This is a genomic window from Methylobacillus methanolivorans (assembly GCF_044751345.1).
GTDB classification, from domain to species: domain Bacteria; phylum Pseudomonadota; class Gammaproteobacteria; order Burkholderiales; family Methylophilaceae; genus Methylobacillus; species Methylobacillus methanolivorans.
This window is the reverse complement of the sequence record NZ_JBIWXY010000001.1, coordinates 875,404-898,782: the sequence shown is the minus strand read 5'-3', so window position 1 is coordinate 898,782 and position 23,379 is coordinate 875,404. Positions and strand designations below refer to the sequence as shown.

Below are 23,379 nucleotides of genomic sequence, written 5' to 3'. Positions count from 1 at the left end.
ATTATAAGCGATATTAAATTCGGTCTTTATTGATTTTTACAATAAGCCTGTTTGGTTTTGCTGATACTAAATCAGGCCTGAACCATGCCCGCACCGACAGTGTTGTTGGTGGATTCATCGATGATGATGAATGAGCCGGTGGCACGGTTAATCTCATAAGGGTCTACCATCAGTGGCTGTGCCAGCTTAAAGCTGAGGCGGGCAATGTCATTCATGTTCAAGCCGCCTTCGGCTGCCAGTTGCTCGGTGGTGTTGACGTCAATCTTGTACTCGATGGCGCCCACCTTGGCTTTGGATTCGCGTGTGGTATGGCGAATGATGTAAGTACGAGCAGGGGAAAGCGGTGTTTCCGACAGCCAGCACACCATGGCATTCAATTGCTTTGCTGGCGCTGGTGCATGATCTTTTTTCACGATCATGTCGCCGCGCGAAATATCAATTTCATCTTCAAGCAGGATAGTGATGGATTGCTCGGTAATGGCATGTTGCAGTGCGACATCGCCAAGCAGAAGAGACTTAACGCGTGAGTTCAGGCCGGAAGGCAATACTGTGACTTCATCGCCCACCTTGATCTCGCCTGATTCGACGCGGCCCATGAAGCCACGGAAGTCATGTAGCTCAGGGTCATCAGAGGCATGTGGACGGCAAACAAACTGTACGGGGAAGCGGAATGATTCCGTGCGCTCAGAATGCGCAGGAGGCGCTGATTCCAGCAGCTCCAGAATGGTTGGCCCTTGGTACCATGGCATGGCGTCACCGCGGTCGACGATCATGTCGCCATTGAGGGCGGACATGGGGACGAAGTGAATATCACGACCATTGCCTTGCAGGCCGATTTGCTCGGCAAATTCAAGATAGCTTGCGCGAATACGATCAAACTCGGCTTGCGAATAATCCACCAAGTCCATTTTATTGATGGCGACCACGATATGGGGAATGCCTACCAGCTTTGCCAAATAGGAGTGGCGACGGGTTTGCGTCAATACGCCCCGGCGTGCATCGATCAGGATGATCGCAAGGTTGGCGGTGGACGCGGCTGTGACCATGTTACGCGTATATTGTTCATGGCCTGGGGCATCGGCAATGATGTACTTGCGCGTGCCGGTGCTGAAATAACGATAAGCCACATCAATGGTGATGCCTTGCTCGCGCTCGGCTTGCAGGCCATCGGTGAGCAGGGAGAGATCAACCGATTCCATGCCACGCTTTTGCGAGGTGCGTTCGATCTGGGTCAGGGTATCCGCCAGGATGGTTTTGGTGTCGTATAACAGGCGGCCGATCAATGTGCTCTTGCCGTCATCCACGCTACCGCAGGTCATGAAGCGCAGCAGGCTATCGTTGTGTGCAGGTAGATTTTCTAGTTTGGACATCTCAGTACTCTTTAAACTTGTCGCTATGCAGCGGGTTAGTTGGTCGGCAGATGAATCTTGAGTTGATTCACGTTCAGGCCGTCATCTCGTATCGGGAGTGGCCTAGAAGTAGCCTTCCTTCTTGCGTTGCTCCATGGAAGCCTCCGATGTCTGGTCATCCAGACGCGTGGCACCACGCTCGGTGATGGTGGTCGTCGCAGTTTCCAGAACGATCTTGTTCAATGTGTCGGCATCGCTCGGTACTGGCGCTGTGCAGGTAATATCACCTACAGTACGGAAGCGCACCTGCATGCTGATCACCTCCTCATCGGCCTTGGGCTGATTGATGACCTCGCCGTTAGTGAGTGGCACATTGACTGGGAAGATGGAGCCGTTGCGCATGACGATATCGCGGTTGTGCGCGAAGTAGATGCTGGGCAAGCCCAGTTGTTCGCGTTCGATATATTGCCAGACATCCATTTCTGTCCAGTTCGAGATTGGGAAGGCGCGGATGTTTTCACCTTTGTGAGCGCGTGCATTGTAGAGGTTCCACAATTCCGGGCGTTGGTTCTTTGGATCCCATTGGCCGAACTCATCACGGAAGCTCATGATGCGTTCCTTGGCGCGTGCCTTTTCCTCATCCCGGCGTGCACCGCCGATGCAGCAATCAAAACCGAACTCTTCAATCGCCTCAAGCAAAGTCACGGATTGATGCTTGTTGCGTGATTCATCAGCTGACTTCAATACCACGCTGCCGCGCTTGATGGAGTCTTCCACTGAACGCACGATCAGGCGCTCGCCTAGTTCAGCGGCGCGTTGATCGCGGAAGTTGATGACTTCCTGGTAGTTATGGCCAGTGTCGATATGCATCAACGGGAAAGGGAAGCGGCCTGGGCGAAAGGCTTTTTCAGCCAGGCGCAGGATGCACAGTGAATCCTTGCCGCCAGAAAACAGCAGTACGGGGTTGGCGCATTGGCCTGCGACTTCACGCAGGATATGGATAGCTTCGGCTTCCAGCCAGTCAAGGTGGGAGAGGGTGGATTGAGTCAAGATTGTCATATCGATTTTGTGCTGAAACTGCTGCTGTTTGTCAGCTCACATCTCCAGTTAGGATTCCTAAACAAAACTACAACTTGCAAAGCCAGGCTGGCGTGTTTGTGGTGACCAGCCTGCGTAGGGTTATTGTGCCGATGGTTGCCTGTGCACACGGCGCCAGACAGGCAATTGGTTATCAACCGCACCTTGGTAAGGCTGGCTGAAATCATTCAGGCTAGCCAAGGCATCCTCCGCAGAGCGGTCTGCGCGAATCAGGTAGCTGTTGAAGCCACAACGCTTGAGGAAGAACAATTGGTCGCGCAACACATCGCCAAACGCACGCAGGATGTTCTTGTAGTGATGACGTGTACGTAGCAGGTTGCCGATGGAGAAAATGCGGCCATCGGCAAAACGCTCTACGTGCACGGCGATCAATGGCAGGCTGTTGATGTCTTCTACAGAGGCCACCAGGTCTTCAAGCAGTTCGTGCGTATCCAGCCAGATGGCTAATTCGCCAGCAGCATGGCGTGGTGCCAGCTCTGCTTTGCGAGCGATCCATACCGCGAGGGGTACCAGAATCTTGCCTGTAGCAGGGATCTCGGTATTGGCAATTTGTTCTGCGGTATGACTGGCTTCGCCAGTCAGCTTGAACAGGACGACCTTGCCAGCTTGTTTTTTGACGACTTCTTCACCAGCGGGCATGGTGACCAGCGTCCATTCATCCTCAACGATGGCGTTGTTCAGGATCAGGTTTGACTTGTTAGGCATGGGCTACTTCCTTTTTCTTCTCGCCATACACATGGGTTTTGAACGGTGCAACACCCAAGCGGCGCACCGTATCAATAAAGCGTTCTTCAGGGGTGCGTTCGCGCACGTAGACGTCAATCAGTTTTTGTACCACGCCTGGCATTTCTTCAGCGGCAAATGATGGGCCAAGTACTGTGCCGATGCTGGCATCGTTACCTTGCTTACCACCCAGGGTAACTTGGTACCACTCGGAGCCGTCTTTATCCACACCCAAGATGCCGATATGGCCGACGTGGTGGTGACCGCAGGCGTTCATGCAGCCCGAAATGTTCAGTTCGATGTCACCAATGTCATAGAGATAATCAAGATTGTCGAATTGTTGCTGGATAGCTTCGGCAATCGGGATGCTCTTGGCATTGGCCAGTGAGCAAAAGTCGCCACCTGGGCAGCAAATGATGTCGGTCAGCAAGCCGATGTTTGGCGTTGCCAGCCCAGCAGCGCGTGCCTTTTCCCATAATGGGAAGAGGTCCGATAGCTTGACGTCGGCAAGGATCAGGTTTTGCTCGTGAGATGGACGTACCTCGCCAAAGCTGTATTCATCAGCAAAGTCGGCCGCAATGTGCATCTGCTCGGAAGTAATATCACCTGGAGGATGCCCATGAGTCTTGAGTGACAATGTCACTGCACGATAGCCAGGTTGCTGGTGGGCATGGGTGTTGCGTTTAACCCAGGCAGCAAAGGCTGGATTGCTTGCCACTGCGCTGTCAAAGCTGGCGTCATGCGCTGGCAGTGTTTCATAAGGCATCTTGGTAAAATATTTACCAACCCGGACGAGCTCTTCTTCTGTGATGGTGTTGGGGCTGTCCTTGATGTATTGCCATTCTTCTTCCACCTGACGGCGGAATTCCTCAATACCCAGTGCTTTCACCAGAATCTTGATACGTGCCTTGTAGGCATTATCGCGGCGACCATGCAGGTTATAGACGCGGATGATGGCTTCGCAATAGGTCAATACATGTTGCCATTCCAGGTGCTCGCGCACGATGGAGCCCAGGATAGGGGTGCGACCAAGACCACCGCCCACCCAAACGCGAATCGCCATTTTTTCTTCCTGGTCGCGGTAGAACTCCAGGCCGATATCGTGTGCCTGGATCAATGCGCGATCTTGCTTGGTGCCAGAAACAGCAATCTTGAATTTGCGTGGCAGCAAGGCGAACTCAGGGTGGAAGGTGCTCCACTGGCGTGCAATTTCAGCGACAGCGCGTGGGTCAACCACTTCATCAGGGGCGACGCCTGCGAATTGATCAGTCGTGATATTGCGAATGCAGTTGCCGGAAGTCTGGATGGCGTGCATTTCAACCGAGGCAAGTTCTTCCAGGATGTTGGGCACATCTTCCAGCTTGGGCCAGTTCAATTGCAGGTTCTGGCGGGTACTGAAGTGACCATAGCCGCGATCATAACGCTTGGCGATATCGCCCAGTTTACGTAATTGCTTGGAAGACAGCATGCCATAGGGCACTGCAATACGCAGCATCGGTGCATGGCGCTGAATGTACAAGCCGTTTTGTAAGCGCAGGGGGCGGAATTCTTCGTCGGTCAGCTCACCAGCAAGGAAGCGGCGAGTTTGATCACGATACTGCCTGACGCGTTCGTCTACGATAGCCTGGTCAATTTCGTCGTATTTATACATGAGTTCACTTTTATGCTAAAACAAATTTCAAACCGATCAGCAGCAGAATTAATGCCAAGATCGGGCGCAATACTTTCTCTGGGATTTTGGCGCTCAAGTGACTGCCAATCCAGATGCCAGGTAGCGAGCCGATCAGCAGGCTGCCAAGCAAGGTAAAATCCACGTGACCGAGTGTCCAATGCCCAATACCGGCAATGGCAGTGAGCGGAATAGCGTGGGCAAGGTCTGTGCCCACCACTTTTAATGTACTCATCTTCGGGTAGAGCAGGAGGATGGCAATCGTGCCAAGTGCCCCTGCGCCAACAGAAGATAATGTCACCAACGCACCTAGTACCATACCAGTCAAGATGGTCGCAGCGACTTGTGTCGTGCCTGTGAAGCGCCCTGTGCTAGTGGTGCCTTCTTCCACTTCGCGTTGCTTGTTGCGCATGATGATGCTGCGGATCAACAGGGCGCATGCCGTCAGGATCAGCGCAATACCAAGCGCATAGGTAATCACGCCGGTGATTTCCTTGCCTATGGCCATCAAGTGCTTGATGACATATATCGTGGCTACCGATACTGGCAGGCTACCAGCAGAGAGCAAGCCAACTACTTTCCAGTCGACCGATTTATGCGTGCCGTGGTGAACCCATACACCACCAGTCTTGGTCAGTGCAGCAAATAGCAGATCGGTACCAACTGCGACTACTGGCTTGAAGCCAAACAGGAATACCAGCAAGGGCGTCATCAATGAGCCGCCGCCTACCCCGGTAATGCCAACAAGAAAACCTACGGCAAAGCCGGAGAGAATGTAACCTATGTCCATGAGTTGATTGTTGTTTTTATCTGGGACATCTGGTTGTCCAGTTTAAAAACTATGCCAGAAAAAGCCTTACATTATAACAGGTTAATTCAATATTTTAATAGTATGTTATGCTATGTATATGTGATTTTGTTATAACGCTAAGGCTGAACATTACGATGAAAGTACATCAGTTACGGTATATCCGTGAAGTCGCTCGCCAAGGCTTGAGCGTATCTCTTGCCGCCGAGGCATTGCATACTTCCCAGCCGGGGGTGAGCAAGCAAATCCAGTTGCTGGAAGAAGAGCTGAATTTGCAGATATTCAAGCGTAATGGCAAACGGCTAATTGGTGTGACAGAGCCAGGCAAGATTATATTGCAATTGGCAGAGCGCGTCATGATGGAGATGGATAACATTAAGCGTGTTGGTGATGAGTTTTCCCATGAGGATTCAGGCACTCTGACAATTGCCACTACCCATACCCAGGCGCGTTATCGCTTGCCTGCTGCGGTCAAGGAGTTCATGCAGCGTTACCCCAAGGTCAAGTTGACTATTCACCAGGGGAATCCGACACAAGTTGCAGAGCAAGTGCAAAAAGGGGAGGCGGATATCGGTATTGCTACCGAGTCTATCAGCAGCTACGACGATCTTCTGTGCCTGCCATGCTATCAATGGAATCGCTGCGTAGTTACGCCGCAGGGCCACCCTTTGTTGGCAGAGCAGCCAGTCACCTTAGAGAAGATCACGCGTTATCCATTGATTACTTATGATTTCGCTTTTACCGGTGGCTCACTGGTCAGCAAGGTGTTCGAAAAAGCAGGATTGACCCCGAACGTAGTATTGACTGCGATTGATGCCGATGTGATCAAGACCTATGTCAATCTGGGATTAGGGATTGGATTGCTCGCTAATATGGCTTACGACCCACAACGAGATAGTCATTTGGCAATGCTGGATGTGAGTGATTTGTTCCCTCCTAGCACAACCTATATTGGTTTACGTCGTGATGCCTATTTGCGTGGCTATTCTTACGCATTTATCGAATTGCTGGCACCTCATTATTCCCGTCAGGCCATAGAGTCTGAGTTAAAGAACAGCGGTTACAATGCATCGTGAGATGTAATCCTCGTGCCTGTGATATGACGCTACCGGCATGAGCATTCAATACTTCGTCTTTTAAGATTGTGCCCCTGAGGCTAAACACTGGATTATTCGAGGCGATATGACACTGACTCCTTTAGCTAAAAGTGCTGATTTTCTTTATCTGTTGCCTAAAATGGCTAATCGCCATGGCTTGATCGCGGGGGCGACTGGAACGGGAAAAACAGTCACTCTGCAGACCATTGCCGAGAGCTTCTCTCGCATGGGGGTGCCTGTATTCATGGCCGATGTGAAGGGAGACCTTGCCGGCATTAGCCAGGTGGGCGGAGGCAATGCCAGGGTTGATGCCCGGGTGGCCCAACTGGAGTTGCCGGCTTTCAGCTTTAACGCTTGCCCGGTGACGTTCTGGGATGTCTTTGGCAAGCAAGGCCATCCTATCCGCACCACCATTGCCGAAATGGGGCCTTTGTTGCTGGGGCGCATGCTCAACCTCAATGAGGTGCAGTCGGGTGTGCTGACAGCCGTTTTCAAGATAGCGGACGACAATGGCTGGCTGCTGCTTGATCTCAAGGACTTACGTGCCATGATCCAGCATGCTGCCGAGAATGCCGAGCAGTACAGTGCGCAATACGGCAATATCTCCAGCGCCAGCGTTGGGGCAATTCAACGTGCTTTGCTGCAACTGGAGCATGAAGGCGCAGATCAGTTTTTTGGCGAGCCAGCCTTGAATCTGGATGACATGATGCAGACCGATGCCAGGGGTTGGGGCATGGTCAATATTCTTGCTTCTGATACTCTTTACAATTCTCCACGCGTCTATGCGACATTGTTGCTATGGCTGTTGTCTGAGTTATTCGAGAAGTTGCCTGAAGTGGGCGACCTGGAAAAACCCAAGCTAGCCTTCTTTTTTGACGAGGCACATCTTTTGTTTAACGATGCGCCTAAATCCTTGATGGACAAAATTGAGCAAGTCGTGCGCCTCATCCGCTCCAAGGGCGTGGGTGTGTATTTTGTCAGCCAGAACCCGCTGGATATTCCTGATGTGGTGTTGGGGCAATTGGGCAATCGTGTGCAACATGCATTACGTGCCTTTACACCGCGCGACCAAAAGGCAGTCAAGGCCGCTGCAGAAACCTTCCGGGCTAACCCCTCGGTAAAAGTGAGCGAGGTCATCACCGAGCTGGCTGTAGGGGAGGCGCTGGTTTCTTTTCTGGATGATCATGGCCGGCCTGCACCGGTGGAGCGCGCCTTCATTTGCCCGCCAGGCAGTCGCATTGGCCCTGTCACGGCGGCTGAGCGGGAACAGTTGATCAAGAGCTCCATCATTTATGGGCACTATGAAAACAGCATAGATCGTGAATCGGCTTATGAAATCCTCAAGGGGCGCGCAACGGAAGCGCCTGCCGAGCAAGGGGAGGCAGATAAAGGATTTGATTGGGGTGATTTATTCGGTGGTGGTGCCGAATCATCCGCAAAAGGCAAAAAGCCCGCCAATCGCCAAGGCGTGCTGGAAGCCGCAGCCAAGAGCGCTGCACGTGCCATTGGCTCCGAGCTGGGGCGGCAGATATTGCGCGGCGTGCTGGGGTCGATTCTTGGGGGTAAGGGCCGCAAGTGATCGCGGATTAGAGGTCAATTAAGGTAGTAGCGTTGCAGATTATCGTACAGGCAGGTCAGGCCGAGCAGACCATCAATAAATCCCACTTTGTTGCGGTTGCCGAATATTGCGCTGATGAGCGTGCAGTGGGGGTGTCATTACGTCGGCTCGCGGCCGCGCACCAGAGCGCGCACCATCTGGCCTATGCGTTTCGCCTCAAGACACCGCAAGGTATCATCCAACGCTTCAGTGATGCCGGTGAACCATCCGGGACTGCGGGAAAGCCGGTATTGCAGTTTTTGGAAGGACGCGACCTGATTAATGTCTGTGTCGGCGTCATCCGCTATTACGGCGGCATTAACCTGGGGACAGGCGGTCTCGCCCGTGCTTATGGCGGCACGGCAAAAATGGCGCTGGATGCTGCAAGCATCGGGCCGTTTATCGAAATGCAGAAAGTGCGCCTGGATTTGGATTACAAGCAACTGGATACGTTTACCCGCGATGTTGCCCGCATGCAGGGTGAGATATTAGACAAGGCTTTTGCTGAATATGTGACCGTGATTGCTACGGTACCTGCGAGCGAAATTCCATACTTGCAGCAAAAGTATGGCTGATGTCTTCTTGGCAATTACCCATAAAAAAAGCCCGATAAACTCGGGCTTTTTTATTACTTAATCACAGTAGAGTGAGTAAAGGTTTTACTGCGCTGGTGCAGGCTCTGCGACAAAAATCTCTACGCGACGGTTCTTGGCGCGGTTGGCCGCCGTATCGTTGGCCACCAGTGGTTCACGTGAGCCGCGACCATCAATAGTAAAGCGATTGGCAGCAATGCCACGTGCGGTGAGATAATCACGTGTGTTGGCAGCACGGTTGATAGAGAGTGGGTTATTGATGGAATCAGACCCGGTGTTGTCTGTGTGACCAATAATGGTGACCAGAGTACGTGGGTTGTTCTTCAGTGTAGTGGCGAAACTTTCCAGCACCGGGCGGAAGTTAGGCTGGATATCTGCCTTGCCGGAGGCAAAAGAGACATCGCTTGGGATAGCAAGCTTGAGTTGATTGTCTTCAGTTTGAGAGACTTGTACACCTGTGCCTTGAGTGGCTTCTTCCATCTGGCGCTTTTGTTCTTCCATGCGCTTGGACCATACATTGCCTGCAATGGCACCAGCACCAGCACCGACGGCAGCGCCAATCGCTGCACCTTTACCCTTGCCTGCGATAGCGCCTACTACAGCACCTGCACCTGCACCAATGGCAGCGCCTTTTGCAGTACCTTTCTGAGTTTCAGACATATTGGCACAGCCGCTTAATACCAAGGCTGTGACGAGTGCGCTAACGGTCAGTTGAGTTTTCATGATCTTCCTTTATTGTTGGGTAACGCATTGATGCTTTTGTCAGTTTAACTCAGCATAAGTTCGCTATTTCAGTGATTAACATTTGTTGATATTTGATCGGAAAAACAAAAAAGCCCGTCCAGGCAGGCACGAGCTTTTTTGAGTGGTGTGGTGAAATGAAGTTTATTTGAATACCAGGATTTCACCCTTGCCATCATTGGCAATATCGCCAGCATAACGCTGTACGCGGTTTTTGCTGATGCTGGCAAATTTGCTTGGCAAGTTGCGGAATGACTTAAACATCAGGCTGAGGTAAGGCAGGGTGTGCGTGCCGCAGTCTTGCAAGGTGGCATGTAGTTGCGGCTCTTGCGTGAGCAGTAAGGTGCCACGGCGCATGCCGTAACCGACATACTCACCGACGCTGCCCAGCACACCAATGGTACCAGCCAGCATGCGAGAGGCGAGGTAGCTCCCTGCATTGCCTTCAATCAGGATGATGCCGCGACGCATCTGGTCACCCGCGCGCTCACCTACATTGCCGCTAATCAGTACGACGCCACCTTTCATGCCCTTGCGGTCACCTGGCAATGCTGCGGCAAGGAAGTCTCCGGCGTTGCCTTCGATTTCGATGAGACCACCTGCCAGACCACTTGCGGCGAAAGCATCAGCGTTGCCATTGAGCACAATATGGCCGTTACGCATTTGCAAGCCAAGATACGAGCCAGCGCTACCATTGATGGTGATGCGGCCGGATTTCATCTGGCTACCGATAAAATCCAGTTTGCCATTGGCATTATTGAAGACAATCTCTGCGGTATCGTCCCCGGCAATATCGAACAGGCTATCAACGCGCAGCTTTTTGCGGCCGCTATCAAGTAGCAGGCTGCCAATATCCGCCAAGCTTTTGCCTGCCAAGTTGTCAGGCGTGAGCGGGGATAAATCTACGCGTTGTTGCAGGGTGGTGTTGAGTGTGAAGGTCAAAGCGCTCATGCCATGATCTCCCTTAGCTTGAAGTGATAAGGACCGAGTTTTCCACCATAGTTACCTGCGGAAATACGCTTGATGCCGTTCTTGGCACCTAGTTCGCAGGCTGCTGCAATGCCTGCGCGCATGGCAACGCGGATATCGGGGTCGGTGAGGCCATCAATGACGATTTCCATCACGGATTCAATCTCGGGTGAAAGCTCAGTGTTGGTGATGCCTTTCAGTGTGGGGCAGAACGCATCGTTGGTTGATGCGATCAATGCCTTGTACTTGGAGCCGACCTTGGAGCCGGAGCGCACAACGCCGCCGGGGAACGGCATGATGACATTGGGCACTTTGCTCATGGCGTCGATGGCAGCTTCGCACGCTGCCAGGGCTTGTGGCTGGGATTCTGCGAGGATCAGGAAGTTGCCGCCGCCCACGGAGCGGATCATCCCCGTGCTTTCCTCGGTGAGGAATTCGCCGTCCATCACCGGCACGCGCCAGTAACGCTTGCCGTTGAACTGCTTGGAGATTTGGAATCCGTCACCAAAGAAACGCAGGTTCTTGCCGAGGTTGATCTTGGTGATTTCCTCGTAGCCATCATTGATGCCGGAGAATGCCGCTGCGGTAGGGCAGGTCAATACGCATTGCCCCATGCGGGTTTCCAGTTGCTTGATCAACACTGCGCTGCTCATGGCGAACATGAGGATGGAGACGCCAGGGCGGCCATCCGGAGTTTCTTCCTCTGTGAGCTCGCGTTCAATGCCAGCTTCTACGCCGCAGGCAATCACCGAAGTGGCAAAGCCAGTCATGGCGCGTGCTGCGTTGTAGGCCCAGCGCAAATTCTGCGCAGTGATGATGACACGGGTGCCGCGCATGCCGAAGGCTTCGGCAAAGGTGTCGTCTATGGTTACGCCGTTAATAATCATTATGCTGTTTTCTCCCTGCGACCCTTGGCTTCCTGAACAATGACCTTGCCACGGCCACCGTCTTCAAGCTCTGCAGCGTTGACCTTGTAATTTTCCATGTTCATGGTGTGATAGCGGTCGAAATATTGCTTGAGATCCTTCTCGATACTGCGGTCAAAGTCAGGCTTGACGGTATGCGTGCTGCCCCAAGTGACTTTGACCACTTGGCCGTCCCTGACGACCAGTTCGCCGTCCTTGAATACATAATCCGGTTTGGCAAACATGGCTTCGCGGTCTGGATTGTCGGTATAGACGGTGATGTCAGCTGCGCCACCAACGCCAAGATGTCCACGGTCATGCAGGCCGACCAGCTTGGCTGCACCGGCACGTGTCATGATGGCGATCTCGTAGAGGCTATATTCGCGCTCGATAGAGGTCAGCGTGCTCATGGCCTGGGCATCCAGGTTGAGCTTGGTGAACATGTCGTTGCGGAAGCTCTTGTCCATCAGCAAGCGGATCAGGTGCGGGTAGCTGGTAAATGGTGCGCCATTCGGGTGATCGGTGGTAAGGAAGATGCGCCATGGGTCTTCAGTTAACAGGAAGATTTCCAGGCCAATCGCCCATTGCAGCGCATTGACGAAATTCTTGTCTTTATACTTGAAAGGCACAACGCCGCATCCGGAGTCACACTCGATATCCATCAACACTGATTTGTTCGGCGATGCGTGGCCGGAATTGGCGTATTGACGCATATTATCGCCAGAGGCGGTAACGGTTTGGCCGAACAAAATCTGGCCTACGTCTGCCGAGACATTCTTGTGCTTGTTAAGCGCTTCTGCCACGGCTGCTGCTCCGGAGGAAAACTTGCGGTCACCTTCCGTGCCATAGCTGTGGAACTGGATATGCGTGAGGTGGACTGGGTAGCCTTCCACCGCACCCATGGTTTTGAGCGTGGTCTCGACGTTGCCGGGTACGCCCAGGTTATTGCCGTGCACATGCAGCGGGTGGGCAATGCCGAGTTCATATACTGCACGAGTCAGTGATTGCAGCACTTCGCGCGGTGATACCTGATAGTGGACGTTTTGTTCGTCCAAGTTTAATGCGCGCTGGTTAAACTTGAAGGCATTGATGCCGCCCGGGTTGACCACTTTAATGCCGATAGCCTGGGTTGCATGCAATATCCACGCAACGTAGTCATTGATGGCATTCTGGTCTTTCTTGGCGGCGAGCATGCGCAAGAAGTAGTCGTCGCTACCCAGCATGGCATAACCACCACGGTCCAGAATGGGAATATCGCACATTTCCAGGTGGGATTGGCGGGCATTGACTGGGGAAAGCGCAGGCTCAAAACCTGCGGTGTAGCCCATCTCTGCGTAGCGATAGCCGGTATTCAGCGTGGAAGGAGCGGCATGGCCACAGCCTGCACGACAGGCATCGCTATGGCTAGTGGCAGAGCTACGGTGATCTTCAGGCAGCATCAGGCGTGCGATGTTGACTTTGCCACCACCGATGTGGGTGTGCATGTCGATGGCACCTGCCATGACAACCTTGCCGCGCAGGTCGTATTCTTGGTCTATGGTTTCATTGTCGCGAGGGCGATCAATGATGCGGCCATCACGGACATAAATATCCATGACTTTGCCGTCAATCTGGTGCGCGGGATCGTAGACCCGGCCACCTGTCAGTTTAATCAGCATGTTTCTGGTTCCTTGACTTGCTTAAGCAGCCTTGAGTGCAGACTCTATGGAAGAGAGCACATCGGCGAGTGTGGGCAGGCTGGTGTCGCGCAATTTGCGCAGCGGCAATGTGACCGAGCTATCGCTGCGGAATTGCGCACCATTGGCTTCCAGGCCGGGAATCGCGATCGGGATAAAGACATCCGGGGCCTGCTTGAACTGCATGCCCGGATGGCCAATGACAATCGTGGGGCCGTTGCTCTGGGGCGGCAGGCGCTCGGGATTGAAGCTGTTGATCCAGACCAGGACATCGGTTTCACCTTCCGCCAACAAGCGGGCAGTATCGTAATGATATGGATCGTAGTCGGGATAGCCTCGGCGATAGGAGTTGCGGAAAGGATAACCGCTGATCCAGGTGCTGACGTTATACGCCGTGACATCGCCATCATTACCACTGAGTGGCAAGCCTGCGCTACGGGTAGTCTTGTTCAGCTCCTGCACAATACCGACGATATTCTGGATAGCGAGTTCAGCATGTGGGAAATCCAGTGCGCTACCTGTCCATGCCACAACGCTATATTTTGCTGCCTTGAGGCGCTCTGCCAGTTTCTCCAGTGACTCACGCGAAACTCCGGCGATGTTGTCGGCCTTGAGCGGCTTGCCAGCCACAATGGCGCGCAAAGCTGCCAGGACTTCAGGCACTTTGTCCAAGTCACAGGGCAGCACGTCGGGTTGTTTACCCGTAGGGGAAACGCCTGCAGCTGTATTCAGGTTGCGGCCACCCAGGTAAACGATGTCACGCTCAGCCGTATTCTCGGTGAACATGGCTTCCTTGTTCCAGATCATGCGCTCAAAAAAGCGTGGGAAATAACTCACGATATCGGTGCCAACCACCAATAATAGATCTACCCGGTTCTTGACTTCGCTGAGGGTGGTGACATACCAACCGGAGTTCTGCATCACCAGGATGTTCTTCATGGAACTCTTGGAATTCATGTGGTCTATGGTCGAGCCTGTGCTTTCGGCAAGATTCATGACGGCACGCATGCCATATACATCAGTGGCAAGGCCGCTTAGCAGCGGATGCTTGGCATCACGAAACAGTTCAGTCGCTTTCTTGATCGCGGCTTCCAGTGTCGTGACTTGGCCATCGATGGTTGGTGATGCGTCAGCATAGGTACTCTCGAAAAAGGCCTTGCTTTTGGGACAGTCTGGAGATTCGAGGGAAAGATTGCCTGCGCTATCGCGATTGAGCCGAAGGTCGTCGCTCAGAAGCCCGTCGGCGGGATAGGGCACGGCTTCCAGCGTAGCTGCTGGAAAGTGAGTTGATTGCGTCATGTTCTCCATCCGAAAACTGGTTGGTTCCTCAAGGATCATGCCTTGATCAGGCATGGTGCAAACCGGTGACACCGATTGCTATCGTGCAAGCCTGTTGTGCTTGGCTTGGAGGATTATACTCCGTGATTCTGCCTGAAAACAGCTTGAGCGCACGTTAACAGCTACTTTAGATATAGCGGATTTCATTGAGCTTCAAATTAGGAAATTCTTAGTCCGCACTTTTTAAACTTAAGCGGGCTGGGCTACAATGGCGGATTATTGGCATCACAAGTGCCGGTTTCTCGCAAGCTGAAGGAATTTATTATCAATAAGCAGGGCGTCAGTGTTGTTACCACGGCACGGTTGCATATGGGGTTTTTTGATCTCAACGGTAATTTGGGCCGCAAGTTCGGTAGTATCGGCGTGTCGTTGGACAAGCCTGCCACTTCCTTGCAGGTATTTGCTGCAGACACTATTTCTGTTGAGGGGCCCAGTGCTGAGCGTGGCTTGAAAATCGCCCAGGCGATTGCACAATCACTTGATATCCCTCATGGATTTCATATCCGCATTCAAACTGCCATCCCAGAGCATGCAGGCCTGGGGTCCGGCACGCAAATGTCATTAGCCGTTGGCTCGGCAATCAATCAGCTATTCAATCTCGACTTAAGTCTGCGCGACATTGCCGTGCTCACCTCGCGTGGTGCGAGATCGGGCATAGGGTTAGGCACTTTTGCGCACGGTGGGGTCATTGTTGACGGTGGTCGTGGCGAAGGTACGGATGTGCCTCCTATCATCGCGCGATCAGAATTTCCTCAGGAGTGGCGCATTATCCTGATTTTTGATCGTAGCCATACCGGTGTGCATGGCGCAGAGGAGTTGGAGGCTTTCCGCAGGTTGCCAGAGTTTCCTGCCGATAGTGCGGCTATCTTGTGCCGCCATTTGCTGATGCAAGCTTTGCCAGCGTTGGCAGAGCATGATTTACCGGCTTTTGGGCAGGCTATCCGCGAGTTGCAGTGGCGTACTGGCGATCATTTTGCGCCGGCGCAGGGGGGGCGTTATGCCAGCCCTGCCATTTCAAAGATTCTGGGCCAACTTGAGGCCGATGGGGTGGATTGCCTGGGCCAAAGCTCATGGGGACCTACAGGTTTTGCTATCTGTGCCGATGAAACAGATGCACGAGCACTGCTGGACGCGCTAGAATCCCGATATTCCCATTTTCCACAAGTGGAATTTGTGTTGTGTCAGGGGATTAATTCTGGTGCGCAGATCAGTACATGCTCAGTGGAATAGTCGCAAAGATTTTATGGAACGATGGCGGTTGCCATTATTTATTCAACGTGAAGCACCGCATTAAATGAGGGCAAGCGAAATGGAAGGGACCAAATTGGAAAAGCCTTATGTATTACACTTTATTACGCCATCAAAGAACGCGAGTCCTTTTGATGTCAACATGGCATACGATGCAGGTTACGATGCCATTGCACAATACACCAATGTGCAATTGAGCGAAGTGACTGGCCTGGTACAAGATGCCATTTTCTCTCGTGGTCCTCGCGGCGTATGGCGTACCGGCATGCTGATCGGTGGTCGTGATGTTGATTTGGCCATGGATATGCTGGAAACAGCCAAGAAGTCCATGGTGCCTCCGTTCGAGATTTCCGTGTTTGCCGATCCATCCGGCGCTTTCACTACTTCTGCCGCCATGATGGCGCGCGTTGAGCAACTGCTGATCAAGAATTTTGGTGGCACGCTTGAAGGTCGTAAGGTTAGCGTCTTCGGTGCGACTGGCCCAGTAGGTGGCTGTACTGCCGTGATTGCATCCAAATACGGTGCAACTGTGCAGATGGTGGCACACAAGACCATGGCAGATGTTGAAGACAAGGCTGCGGCATACAACAAGCGTTATGGCACCAACATTGTTTGTGTCGACGGTAGCAATGACGCACTGAAAACAGAGATTCTGGCAAGCACTGATATTGCGCTTTGCTGTGCAGCTGCTGGTGTGCGCGTGTTGACCATTGAGCAAATGAAGAGCTCCAAGACCTTGAAGGTTGTTGCTGACGTGAATGCTGTACCGCCAACCGGTGCAGAAGGCGTTGGCGTGATGGCTGATGGTGTATTGATCGAGGGCACTGAAATTTATGGTGTAGGCGCCTTGGCGATTGGCAACATCAAGTACCAAACTCAGCAGCGCCTGTTCAAGCGCATGCTGGAAGGTCAAAGCCATGTTTACATCGACTTCATGACCGCGTTTGAATTGGCACGTAAAGAGCTCGTGTAATTCAACTGCATCATAAAATCGCAATCGTGGCGGCGAATGTCCGCCCTTATGTTATTGCAGCGTCGGCAGCAGGATATCAAGTCCTGGCTGCCGATGTTTTTGGTGACGAAGATACGTTGCAGGCCTGTGCCAGGCACCTTGTGCTGGATTATGGCAAGCAGGGCTTTGTGCCAGATGCAATATTGCATCACCTTTTGCCTGCAATGCGTGAATTCGGCACCGAAGATTTGCTGTATGGCAGCGGTTTCGAGGCTCAGCCCACCTTGCTTGCGCAAGTCGCCTCACAAGTGAATCTAATCGGCAATATTCCAGAGATTGTGGACGCTAGTAAAAACGTCCCTGTTTTTTTTCAGCGATGCCGTCAATATGACATCCCTGTGCCAGACACCTGCGTTGGTCCCTCGGCTATTCCACCACATGACTTGTCTCGTTGGTTATGCAAGCGCCAGGGTGGTTGTGGTGGTATGCACATTCAGCATGCGGATTTATCAGTGCGTGATGACGGCGTCTATTACCAGCGTATTGTCGATGGTATCCCAGTTTCGTTGCTGTTCATGGCTCATGAGTCGGGTGTCTCTGCACTAGGGTTTCAGCGGCAAGTGTTATCCCCGACCAATCAGTTGCCGTATCGTTACGGTGGCTTGGCAGGGCCGCTGGTGTTGTCAGGTAGCGTAAGGCAGGGCTTGGTACAGGCTGCGCGCGATTTATCTGCGACATTGGGATTGCGGGGCTTGAACAGCCTGGATGTGATGGTGCAAGGCGAACAGTTCTGGGTGTTGGAAGTGAATCCGCGCCTGAGTGCAAGCCTGGGCTTGTATCCTGTTGCACGGCAAGCAGAATGGCTAGAGGCGCATATATCGGCAAAGCCTATAATTTCTCAGCCAACAGCGCTAATGCAAGCAGCGGCTAATCTGGTATTCTACGCTCCTTTCGATATACGCATTCCGCAGCATTTCCCCTGGCCTGAATGGGCAGTGGACAAGCCTTTGGCACATACCTTGATCACACGCGATATGCCGTTGTGTAGTGTTCAAGCCGAGGCAGATGATGTGGATGCGGCAGAAGCGCTTGCAAAAAAACGAATGACATTATTGAGCACCATGCTCAAGCCATATTACAACCATTGAATAGATAAATTAGGAGAATCTCATGTCCGAGGCTGCGATTGATACCAGTTACTGGCCTAGCGTTAATCAGCTTACCAATCCCTTGGTTAAATATCTGGTCGATAATGCCAAGACCTTGCGCCTACTGGTAGAAAAATTGCCAAGTGGTGCTACCGTCATTGATGCTGGTATCAAGGCCGAGGGTGGTCTGGAAGCTGGTCGCCTGATTGCTGAAATCTGCATGGGTGGCTTGGGGCACGTCAATCTGCATTCTTCCAGCACTTTCCCGCATTGGCCATGGACATTATCCGTGCATTCAAATAATCCAGTGTTGTCTTGCCTGGGCAGTCAATACGCTGGTTGGAGCTTGTCCCATGAGAAGTTTTTCTCTCTAGGCTCTGGTCCAGGTCGTGCGTTGGCTGGTCGTGAAGAGCTTTATAAAGAGCTGGGTTACAAAGACAGTGCCGATGCTGCTGTCTTGGTGTTGGAAAGCGACAAGGTGCCGCCACAAGAAGTCGTGGAGAAAGTGGCGCGTGATACCGGCGTCAAGGCAGAAAACCTCACTTTCATCCTCACCCCGACGCGTAGCCTGGCTGGTACTGTGCAGATCGTGGCACGCGTGTTGGAAGTGGCTTTGCACAAAATTCATACGTTGCATTTCCCCTTGGAGCATGTTGTGGATGGTGCAGCAAGTGCACCATTGCCACCTCCAGCGCCAGATTTCCTCATTGGCATGGGGCGCACCAATGATGCGATCCTGTTCGGTGGGCATGCACATATCTTCGTCAAGGGTAGTGATGAAGCTGCAGCCAAGCTGGCGAAGGAGTTGCCAAGCAGCGCTTCCCGCGACTATGGCCGTCCATTTGCCGAAGTGTTCAAAGCCGTCAATATGGATTTCTACAAGATTGACCCGATGTTGTTCAGCCCAGCTGCAGTGACCGTGACTGCAGTCGACTCAGGCAAGAGCTTCACTGGCGGCAAGCTGGATGCAGCGCTACTGGATCAATCGTTTGGCTATAGCGCATAGTGAATCAACGCATTCCGGTTTTTACTGATGATCCCGGCTGGCATGGTAAGCGCCTCAAGGAGGCGTTTGCTGCGCGGGGCTATGAAGCGGTATTTGTTTCACTGAAAGAGTGTGCGTTCAATCTGGCGGCAAATGGATTGCCGCCAGTGTTGATTCCAGGTTTTGAGCGTGAGCTACCCAAAGGCGTATTTGTACGTGGTGTGCCTGGTGGTACGTTGCAGCGCGTGATTGCGCGGCTGGATATCCTGCATGCGCTCAAGTTGCTTGGCGTGGTGGTGTATAACGATGGCTATGCGGTCGAGCGCACTGTCGATAAGGCCATGACCAGTTTTCTGCTACACCTGAATCATGTGCCTACGCCGCAAACCTGGGTCTGCGAGTCGCGCTACCAGGCGCAGGAAATCTACCTGCGGGAAACCATGGCCGGGCGTCCGGTGGTGCTCAAGCCTTTATTCGGCTCGCAGGGGCAGGGCATACGCAAGCTTACGCATGAAACGCCATTCCCTATCCCCATGGAGCAATATGTAGATGGTCTTTACTATCTACAGAGTTATATTGATAGCGGCGAAGGGGCTTGGCATGACCATCGCGTGTTTGTGATCAAGGGGCGGGCGGTCGCTGCCATGATCCGCCATGGTAGCCATTGGGTAAACAATGTGGCCCAAGGTGGGCGTTGTGAGGCGATTGAGGCGCAGGGTGAATTGGCACAATTGGCCGAGGCTGCTGCCAGGGCGGTTAATGTTGATTATTGTGGTGTGGATGTGATTCGGGAAGGTGACGGTAAGCTCTATGTGCTGGAGGTTAACAGCATTCCTGCCTGGAAGGGTTTGCAGGGCGCTACCGGCATAGATATTGGGCAGCTGCTAGTTGATGATTTTCTGTCGTGCATGCACACACAGCCAGCCTTGACGGTTGTTTCATGATGCCTCAACGTGTTGCTGAAGCATTTCGTGCGGCTTGCATGGCGGAACTGAGCAGCCTTAAGCCAGGCAATGTACATATTTTTGCCGATGGTCATGGCATGGTCGTGCAGGAATTCATCCACAGTGCCGATGCAGTAGCTGGCGTGATTGCACAGCCTGGGTTATCGGTAGGCCAGCGGATATTGGCCTCTGTTGAGGCTACCTGGCAAGTGGTGAGTTGCAATACCAATCTTGGCATTGTGTTGCTGTGTGCTCCCTTGATTCACGCGGCTTTATCCAATACGACCTCAGGGTCGCTACGCGAGAAATTGCAGTCCGTATTGGCTGGGTTGGATGTTGATGACGCTGAGCTTGCTTTCAAGGCGATCGCCCGTGCTGCTCCCGGAGGTTTGGGTGAGGCTGATGCGCATGACGTGCATGAGGCACCGACGATCAGCTTGTTTGTTGCCATGCAGGCGGCCGCTGAGCGTGACCGTATTGCCTGGCAGTATGCGCATGGCTTTGAGGATGTTTTTGGCGTAGGTCTTGAGTCTTATACGCAGGCGCTGCACAAGTGGGAAAATCCGGCTTGGGCTACGACAGTGCTTTATTTGACATTGCTGAGCGAGTTTCCAGATAGCCATATCCAGCGCAAATATGATCAAGCGCGTGCAGCAGAGGTCAGCCGTCAGGCTGCTGCGCATCTACATGCTTTGCTCGCCCATGAAAACCCCAAATTGTATCAACGTGCATTACTGCAGTTTGATGCGGAGCTGAAGGCGCAAAAGCTCAACCCGGGAACCAGTGCTGATCTGACGGTGGCCACCTTGCTGGCCCATACTTTGTCACACAGTGATGCTCTATAGTTATACCCGAATTTCAGTTATACTAGTCCGATTCCCTGGGAGGGGTCTCGGGCCTATTCGTGGCCTGAACAGCCTCCAAGCTGGGCAAGCAAATTTTCAAGCGTAATATTTCTGTATTTTCTCAAGGAGGAGCAATATGGCTAATTTATTCGATCAACTTAAGGAATTCACCACTATCGTGGCTGACACCGGTGACGTGGAAGCGATCAAGAGCGTTAAGCCCTACGATGCAACCACCAACCCATCCCTGTTGCTGAAGGCAAGCACACTGCCACAATACGCTCCGCTGATCGACGAAGCGATTGCTTATGCTAAGTCCCAAAGCGGTGACAAGGCACAACAAATCGAAGATGCTGCTGACAAGCTGGCTGTGCTGATTGGTCAAGAGATTCTCAAGCATATCCCAGGCAAGATTTCCACTGAAGTGGATGCACGTCTGTCCTTTGATACCGATGCTATGGTGCAAAAGGGTCGCAAGCTGATCAAGCTGTACGCTGACGCTGGCATTTCCAAGGATCGCGTGCTGATCAAGCTGGCTTCCACATGGGAAGGTATCAAGGCTGGTGAAATCCTTGAAAAGGAAGGCATTAACTGCAACCTGACACTGTTGTTTAGCTTTGCTCAAGCACGTGCATGTGCTGAAGCTGGCGTATTCCTGATCTCCCCATTCGTTGGTCGTATCCTCGACTGGTACAAGGCTAAGACTGGTGAAAGCTACACTTCTGAAACTGATCCAGGCGTGTTGTCTGTTCGCAAGATCTACGCTTACTACAAGGAACACGGTTACAAGACCGTCGTGATGGGCGCTTCCTTCCGTAACACTGGTGAAATTACTGCACTGGCCGGTTGTGACCGTCTGACAGTTTCTCCTAACTTGCTGGAAGAGCTGAAGGCTACCGAAGGTAACCTGCCACGCGTACTGGTGGACAATGGTGCAACCAAGCAACGTCCTGCTCTGTTGACAGAGAAGGAGTTCCGTTTTGATCAGAACGAAGATGCGATGGCAACAGAAAAGCTGGCTGAAGGCATCCGTGGTTTCGTGGTTGACCAGAACAAGCTGGAAAAGGCATTAGCTGAAAAGCTTTAATCGTTTCAATCGCCTAGATGCCAGCGCCTCATTGGCGTTGACATCCGGCGCGCTTGGCGATTACCATTGCCGTTCCGCTTTTGTATAAAAAGTAGTTTTGATTTTTAGTAGTACTCAATTTGTAACCCTTTTGGAGGAAGTATCGTGGCATTGACACAAATGGCATTAGATTCACTGGATTTCGACGCAACTGTTGCGCTGGCTGAAAAGGTAGCTCCACACGTTGACATTCTTGAAATCGGTACACCATGCATCAAGCACAACGGTATCAAGTTGCTGGAAACTCTGCGCGCAAAGTTCCCTAACAACAAGATCCTAGTTGACCTGAAGACTATGGATGCTGGCTTCTACGAAGCTGAGCCTTTCTACAAGGCTGGTGCTGATATCACTACCGTTCTGGGCGTAGCTGATCTGGGTACAATCAAAGGCGTAATCGACGCTGCTAACAAGTACGGTAAGAAGGCACAGATCGACCTGATCAATGTTGGTGACAAGGCTGCTCGCACCAAGGAAGTTGCTAAGCTGGGCGCGCACATCATCGGCGTTCACACTGGTCTGGACCAACAAGCTGCTGGTCAAACTCCTTTCGCTGACCTGGCAACTGTAACTGGCCTGAACCTGGGTCTGGAAGTTTCCGTAGCTGGTGGTGTTAAGCCTGCTACTGTTGCACAAGTTAAAGACGCTGGTGCTACCATCATCGTTGCTGGCGCTGCTATCTACGGTGCTGCTGACCCAGCTGCTGCTGCTGCTGAAATCACTGGCCTGGCTAAGTAATTTTTCGCTTAAGCCAAGCTAAAAAAATCCACCATACGTAGCTCGCAAGGGCTAAGTTGGTGGATTTTTTGTTATGGTCTTTTAGAATTTCATCATCGTTTATTTAAGGTGAATGCTATGAACAAATATCAAGAACTCGTGGTCAGCAAGCTGACCAATGTTATCAATAACACTGCTGAAGGCTATGACGACAAGATTCTGAGTCTGGTTGATGCAGCTGGTCGTACTTTTATTGGTGGTGCTGGCCGTTCCTTGCTGGTTTCCCGTTTCTTTGCAATGCGCTTGGTGCATGCAGGTTACCAAGTCAGCATGGTTGGTGAAGTTGTTACCCCAAGCATCCAAGCTGGTGATCTTTTCATTGTGATCTCTGGCTCTGGTAGCACAGAAACCCTGATGCCTCTGGTCAAGAAGGCAAAGAGCCAAGGTGCCAAGATTATCGTGATTTCCATGAAGGCTCAGTCCCCAATGGCCGAATTGGCTGATCTGGTTGTGCCAGTGGGTGGCAACGATGCCAATGCATTTGACAAGACTCATGGTATGCCTATGGGCACTATTTTCGAGTTGTCCACCTTGTGGTTCCTCGAAGCGACTATTGCCAAGCTGGTAGATCAAAAAGGTCTGACAGAAGAAGGTATGCGCGCGATTCACGCTAACCTCGAGTAATCTTCACTCTTGGGGAATGAAAACCCGGATGTGCCGTGAGGCCTCCGGGTTTTTTGTTGTTTATTTTTCAATCCTGTGTGAACTTATTTTTAAAGTATTACACTAACTCGCCGTTACCTTTTTATCATCGTCGGAATTGCAGTTGTGCCGGTGCGGCGGGGTGGAGGTCG

22 protein-coding genes are annotated in these 23,379 nt (G+C 52.4%); 12 read left to right on the top strand and 10 right to left on the bottom strand.

Annotated elements, in window-relative coordinates; all coding sequences use genetic code 11:
* Positions 1-71 precede the first annotated feature (71 nt).
* The 5 genes from cysN to ACIKP9_RS04140 form a co-directional block, all read right to left on the bottom strand.
* A complete protein-coding gene (gene cysN, locus ACIKP9_RS04160) occupies positions 72-1,370 on the bottom strand; it encodes a sulfate adenylyltransferase subunit CysN (protein ID WP_400879667.1) in 1,299 nt (432 codons plus the stop codon).
* Between the two features lie 102 nt (positions 1,371-1,472).
* On the bottom strand, positions 1,473-2,408 hold the full coding sequence (cysD, locus tag ACIKP9_RS04155) for a sulfate adenylyltransferase subunit CysD (protein WP_400879664.1): 936 nt from the start codon (positions 2,406-2,408) through the stop codon (positions 1,473-1,475).
* A gap of 120 nt (positions 2,409-2,528) precedes the next feature.
* Positions 2,529-3,152: a DUF934 domain-containing protein gene (locus ACIKP9_RS04150; RefSeq protein ID WP_400879662.1), complete on the bottom strand. Its 624-nt coding sequence runs from the start codon at positions 3,150-3,152 to the stop codon at positions 2,529-2,531.
* Complete coding sequence (locus ACIKP9_RS04145; protein WP_400879659.1) at positions 3,145-4,821, bottom strand: nitrite/sulfite reductase; 1,677 nt, start codon at positions 4,819-4,821, stop codon at positions 3,145-3,147. Before ACIKP9_RS04145 ends, ACIKP9_RS04150 begins: the two co-directional genes overlap by 8 nt.
* Positions 4,822-4,831: 10 nt before the next feature.
* Positions 4,832-5,629, bottom strand: a complete 798-nt coding sequence (locus ACIKP9_RS04140; protein ID WP_400879656.1) for a sulfite exporter TauE/SafE family protein — start codon at positions 5,627-5,629, stop codon at positions 4,832-4,834.
* Between the two features lie 155 nt (positions 5,630-5,784).
* Between ACIKP9_RS04140 and ACIKP9_RS04135 the strand changes: the two genes are divergently transcribed.
* From ACIKP9_RS04135 to ACIKP9_RS04125, 3 genes are all read left to right on the top strand, one after another.
* Positions 5,785-6,723: a CysB family HTH-type transcriptional regulator gene (locus tag ACIKP9_RS04135; protein ID WP_230347435.1), complete on the top strand. Its 939-nt coding sequence runs from the start codon at positions 5,785-5,787 to the stop codon at positions 6,721-6,723.
* A 106-nt stretch (positions 6,724-6,829) separates the two neighbouring features.
* Complete coding sequence (locus ACIKP9_RS04130) at positions 6,830-8,323, top strand: helicase HerA-like domain-containing protein (RefSeq protein WP_400879652.1); 1,494 nt, start codon at positions 6,830-6,832, stop codon at positions 8,321-8,323.
* A 32-nt stretch (positions 8,324-8,355) separates the two neighbouring features.
* Complete coding sequence (locus ACIKP9_RS04125) at positions 8,356-8,916, top strand: IMPACT family protein (RefSeq protein WP_400879649.1); 561 nt, start codon at positions 8,356-8,358, stop codon at positions 8,914-8,916.
* Positions 8,917-9,000: 84 nt separating this feature from the next.
* Here ACIKP9_RS04125 and ACIKP9_RS04120 read toward each other — a convergent pair whose 3' ends face one another.
* From ACIKP9_RS04120 to ACIKP9_RS04100, 5 genes are all read right to left on the bottom strand, one after another.
* Positions 9,001-9,657 carry an OmpA family protein gene (locus ACIKP9_RS04120; protein WP_400879647.1) on the bottom strand — a complete coding sequence of 219 codons (657 nt, stop codon included), beginning with the start codon at positions 9,655-9,657 and terminating at the stop codon, positions 9,001-9,003.
* A 162-nt stretch (positions 9,658-9,819) separates the two neighbouring features.
* On the bottom strand, positions 9,820-10,626 hold the full coding sequence (locus ACIKP9_RS04115) for a formylmethanofuran dehydrogenase subunit C (protein ID WP_400879644.1): 807 nt from the start codon (positions 10,624-10,626) through the stop codon (positions 9,820-9,822).
* Positions 10,623-11,531, bottom strand: a complete 909-nt coding sequence (gene fhcD / locus ACIKP9_RS04110; protein ID WP_400879641.1) for a formylmethanofuran--tetrahydromethanopterin N-formyltransferase — start codon at positions 11,529-11,531, stop codon at positions 10,623-10,625. Before fhcD ends, ACIKP9_RS04115 begins: the two co-directional genes overlap by 4 nt.
* A complete protein-coding gene (locus tag ACIKP9_RS04105) occupies positions 11,531-13,207 on the bottom strand; it encodes a formylmethanofuran dehydrogenase subunit A (protein WP_400879638.1) in 1,677 nt (558 codons plus the stop codon). The genes fhcD and ACIKP9_RS04105 overlap by 1 nt, the downstream gene beginning before the upstream one ends.
* Before the next feature lie 21 nt (positions 13,208-13,228).
* Positions 13,229-14,524, bottom strand: coding sequence for a formylmethanofuran dehydrogenase subunit B (locus ACIKP9_RS04100; protein ID WP_400879635.1), 1,296 nt, complete (start codon positions 14,522-14,524; stop codon positions 13,229-13,231).
* A gap of 258 nt (positions 14,525-14,782) precedes the next feature.
* On the opposite strand from ACIKP9_RS04100, the gene ACIKP9_RS04095 reads away from it, so the two are divergent.
* The 9 genes from ACIKP9_RS04095 (at position 14,783) to hxlB (ending at position 23,209) form a co-directional block, all read left to right on the top strand.
* Complete coding sequence (locus ACIKP9_RS04095) at positions 14,783-15,793, top strand: beta-ribofuranosylaminobenzene 5'-phosphate synthase family protein (RefSeq protein ID WP_400879632.1); 1,011 nt, start codon at positions 14,783-14,785, stop codon at positions 15,791-15,793.
* A 94-nt stretch (positions 15,794-15,887) separates the two neighbouring features.
* Complete coding sequence (locus ACIKP9_RS04090) at positions 15,888-16,784, top strand: NAD(P)-dependent methylenetetrahydromethanopterin dehydrogenase (RefSeq protein WP_400881850.1); 897 nt, start codon at positions 15,888-15,890, stop codon at positions 16,782-16,784.
* A gap of 26 nt (positions 16,785-16,810) precedes the next feature.
* On the top strand, positions 16,811-17,911 hold the full coding sequence (locus ACIKP9_RS04085; RefSeq protein WP_400879630.1) for an ATP-grasp domain-containing protein: 1,101 nt from the start codon (positions 16,811-16,813) through the stop codon (positions 17,909-17,911).
* Between the two features lie 22 nt (positions 17,912-17,933).
* Entirely contained in the window at positions 17,934-18,917 is a 984-nt protein-coding gene (gene mch, locus ACIKP9_RS04080) for a methenyltetrahydromethanopterin cyclohydrolase (RefSeq protein WP_400879627.1), read from the top strand.
* Positions 18,917-19,840 (top strand): ATP-grasp domain-containing protein, encoded by a 924-nt coding sequence (locus tag ACIKP9_RS04075; RefSeq protein ID WP_400879624.1) that lies wholly within the window; start codon positions 18,917-18,919, stop codon positions 19,838-19,840. The genes mch and ACIKP9_RS04075 overlap by 1 nt, the downstream gene beginning before the upstream one ends.
* A complete protein-coding gene (locus tag ACIKP9_RS04070; protein WP_400879621.1) occupies positions 19,837-20,685 on the top strand; it encodes a triphosphoribosyl-dephospho-CoA synthase in 849 nt (282 codons plus the stop codon). Before ACIKP9_RS04075 ends, ACIKP9_RS04070 begins: the two co-directional genes overlap by 4 nt.
* A gap of 136 nt (positions 20,686-20,821) precedes the next feature.
* Positions 20,822-21,772, top strand: coding sequence for a transaldolase (tal, locus tag ACIKP9_RS04065; RefSeq protein WP_400879618.1), 951 nt, complete (start codon positions 20,822-20,824; stop codon positions 21,770-21,772).
* Between the two features lie 144 nt (positions 21,773-21,916).
* Positions 21,917-22,546 (top strand): 3-hexulose-6-phosphate synthase, encoded by a 630-nt coding sequence (gene hxlA, locus ACIKP9_RS04060; protein WP_230347422.1) that lies wholly within the window; start codon positions 21,917-21,919, stop codon positions 22,544-22,546.
* 117 nt (positions 22,547-22,663) lie between these two features.
* Entirely contained in the window at positions 22,664-23,209 is a 546-nt protein-coding gene (gene hxlB, locus ACIKP9_RS04055; protein ID WP_230347421.1) for a 6-phospho-3-hexuloisomerase, read from the top strand.
* The last annotated feature ends 170 nt before the right edge of the window (positions 23,210-23,379 follow it).

Coding starts and splice junctions, on each gene's coding strand:
- hxlB (WP_230347421.1), top strand. CDS start 22,664: ATGAACAAATATCAAGAACTCGTGGTCAGCAAGCTGACCAATGTTATC.
- ACIKP9_RS04135 (WP_230347435.1), top strand. CDS start 5,785: ATGAAAGTACATCAGTTACGGTATATCCGTGAAGTCGCTCGCCAAGGC.
- mch (WP_400879627.1), top strand. CDS start 17,934: ATGTCCGAGGCTGCGATTGATACCAGTTACTGGCCTAGCGTTAATCAG.
- ACIKP9_RS04140 (WP_400879656.1), bottom strand. CDS start 5,629: ATGGACATAGGTTACATTCTCTCCGGCTTTGCCGTAGGTTTTCTTGTT.
- fhcD (WP_400879641.1), bottom strand. CDS start 11,531: ATGATTATTAACGGCGTAACCATAGACGACACCTTTGCCGAAGCCTTC.
- ACIKP9_RS04130 (WP_400879652.1), top strand. CDS start 6,830: ATGACACTGACTCCTTTAGCTAAAAGTGCTGATTTTCTTTATCTGTTG.
- ACIKP9_RS04070 (WP_400879621.1), top strand. CDS start 19,837: ATGATGCCTCAACGTGTTGCTGAAGCATTTCGTGCGGCTTGCATGGCG.
- ACIKP9_RS04145 (WP_400879659.1), bottom strand. CDS start 4,821: ATGTATAAATACGACGAAATTGACCAGGCTATCGTAGACGAACGCGTC.
- ACIKP9_RS04105 (WP_400879638.1), bottom strand. CDS start 13,207: ATGCTGATTAAACTGACAGGTGGCCGGGTCTACGATCCCGCGCACCAG.
- ACIKP9_RS04100 (WP_400879635.1), bottom strand. CDS start 14,524: ATGACGCAATCAACTCACTTTCCAGCAGCTACGCTGGAAGCCGTGCCC.
- cysN (WP_400879667.1), bottom strand. CDS start 1,370: ATGTCCAAACTAGAAAATCTACCTGCACACAACGATAGCCTGCTGCGC.
- ACIKP9_RS04150 (WP_400879662.1), bottom strand. CDS start 3,152: ATGCCTAACAAGTCAAACCTGATCCTGAACAACGCCATCGTTGAGGAT.
- ACIKP9_RS04115 (WP_400879644.1), bottom strand. CDS start 10,626: ATGAGCGCTTTGACCTTCACACTCAACACCACCCTGCAACAACGCGTA.
- cysD (WP_400879664.1), bottom strand. CDS start 2,408: ATGACAATCTTGACTCAATCCACCCTCTCCCACCTTGACTGGCTGGAA.
- tal (WP_400879618.1), top strand. CDS start 20,822: ATGGCTAATTTATTCGATCAACTTAAGGAATTCACCACTATCGTGGCT.
- ACIKP9_RS04120 (WP_400879647.1), bottom strand. CDS start 9,657: ATGAAAACTCAACTGACCGTTAGCGCACTCGTCACAGCCTTGGTATTA.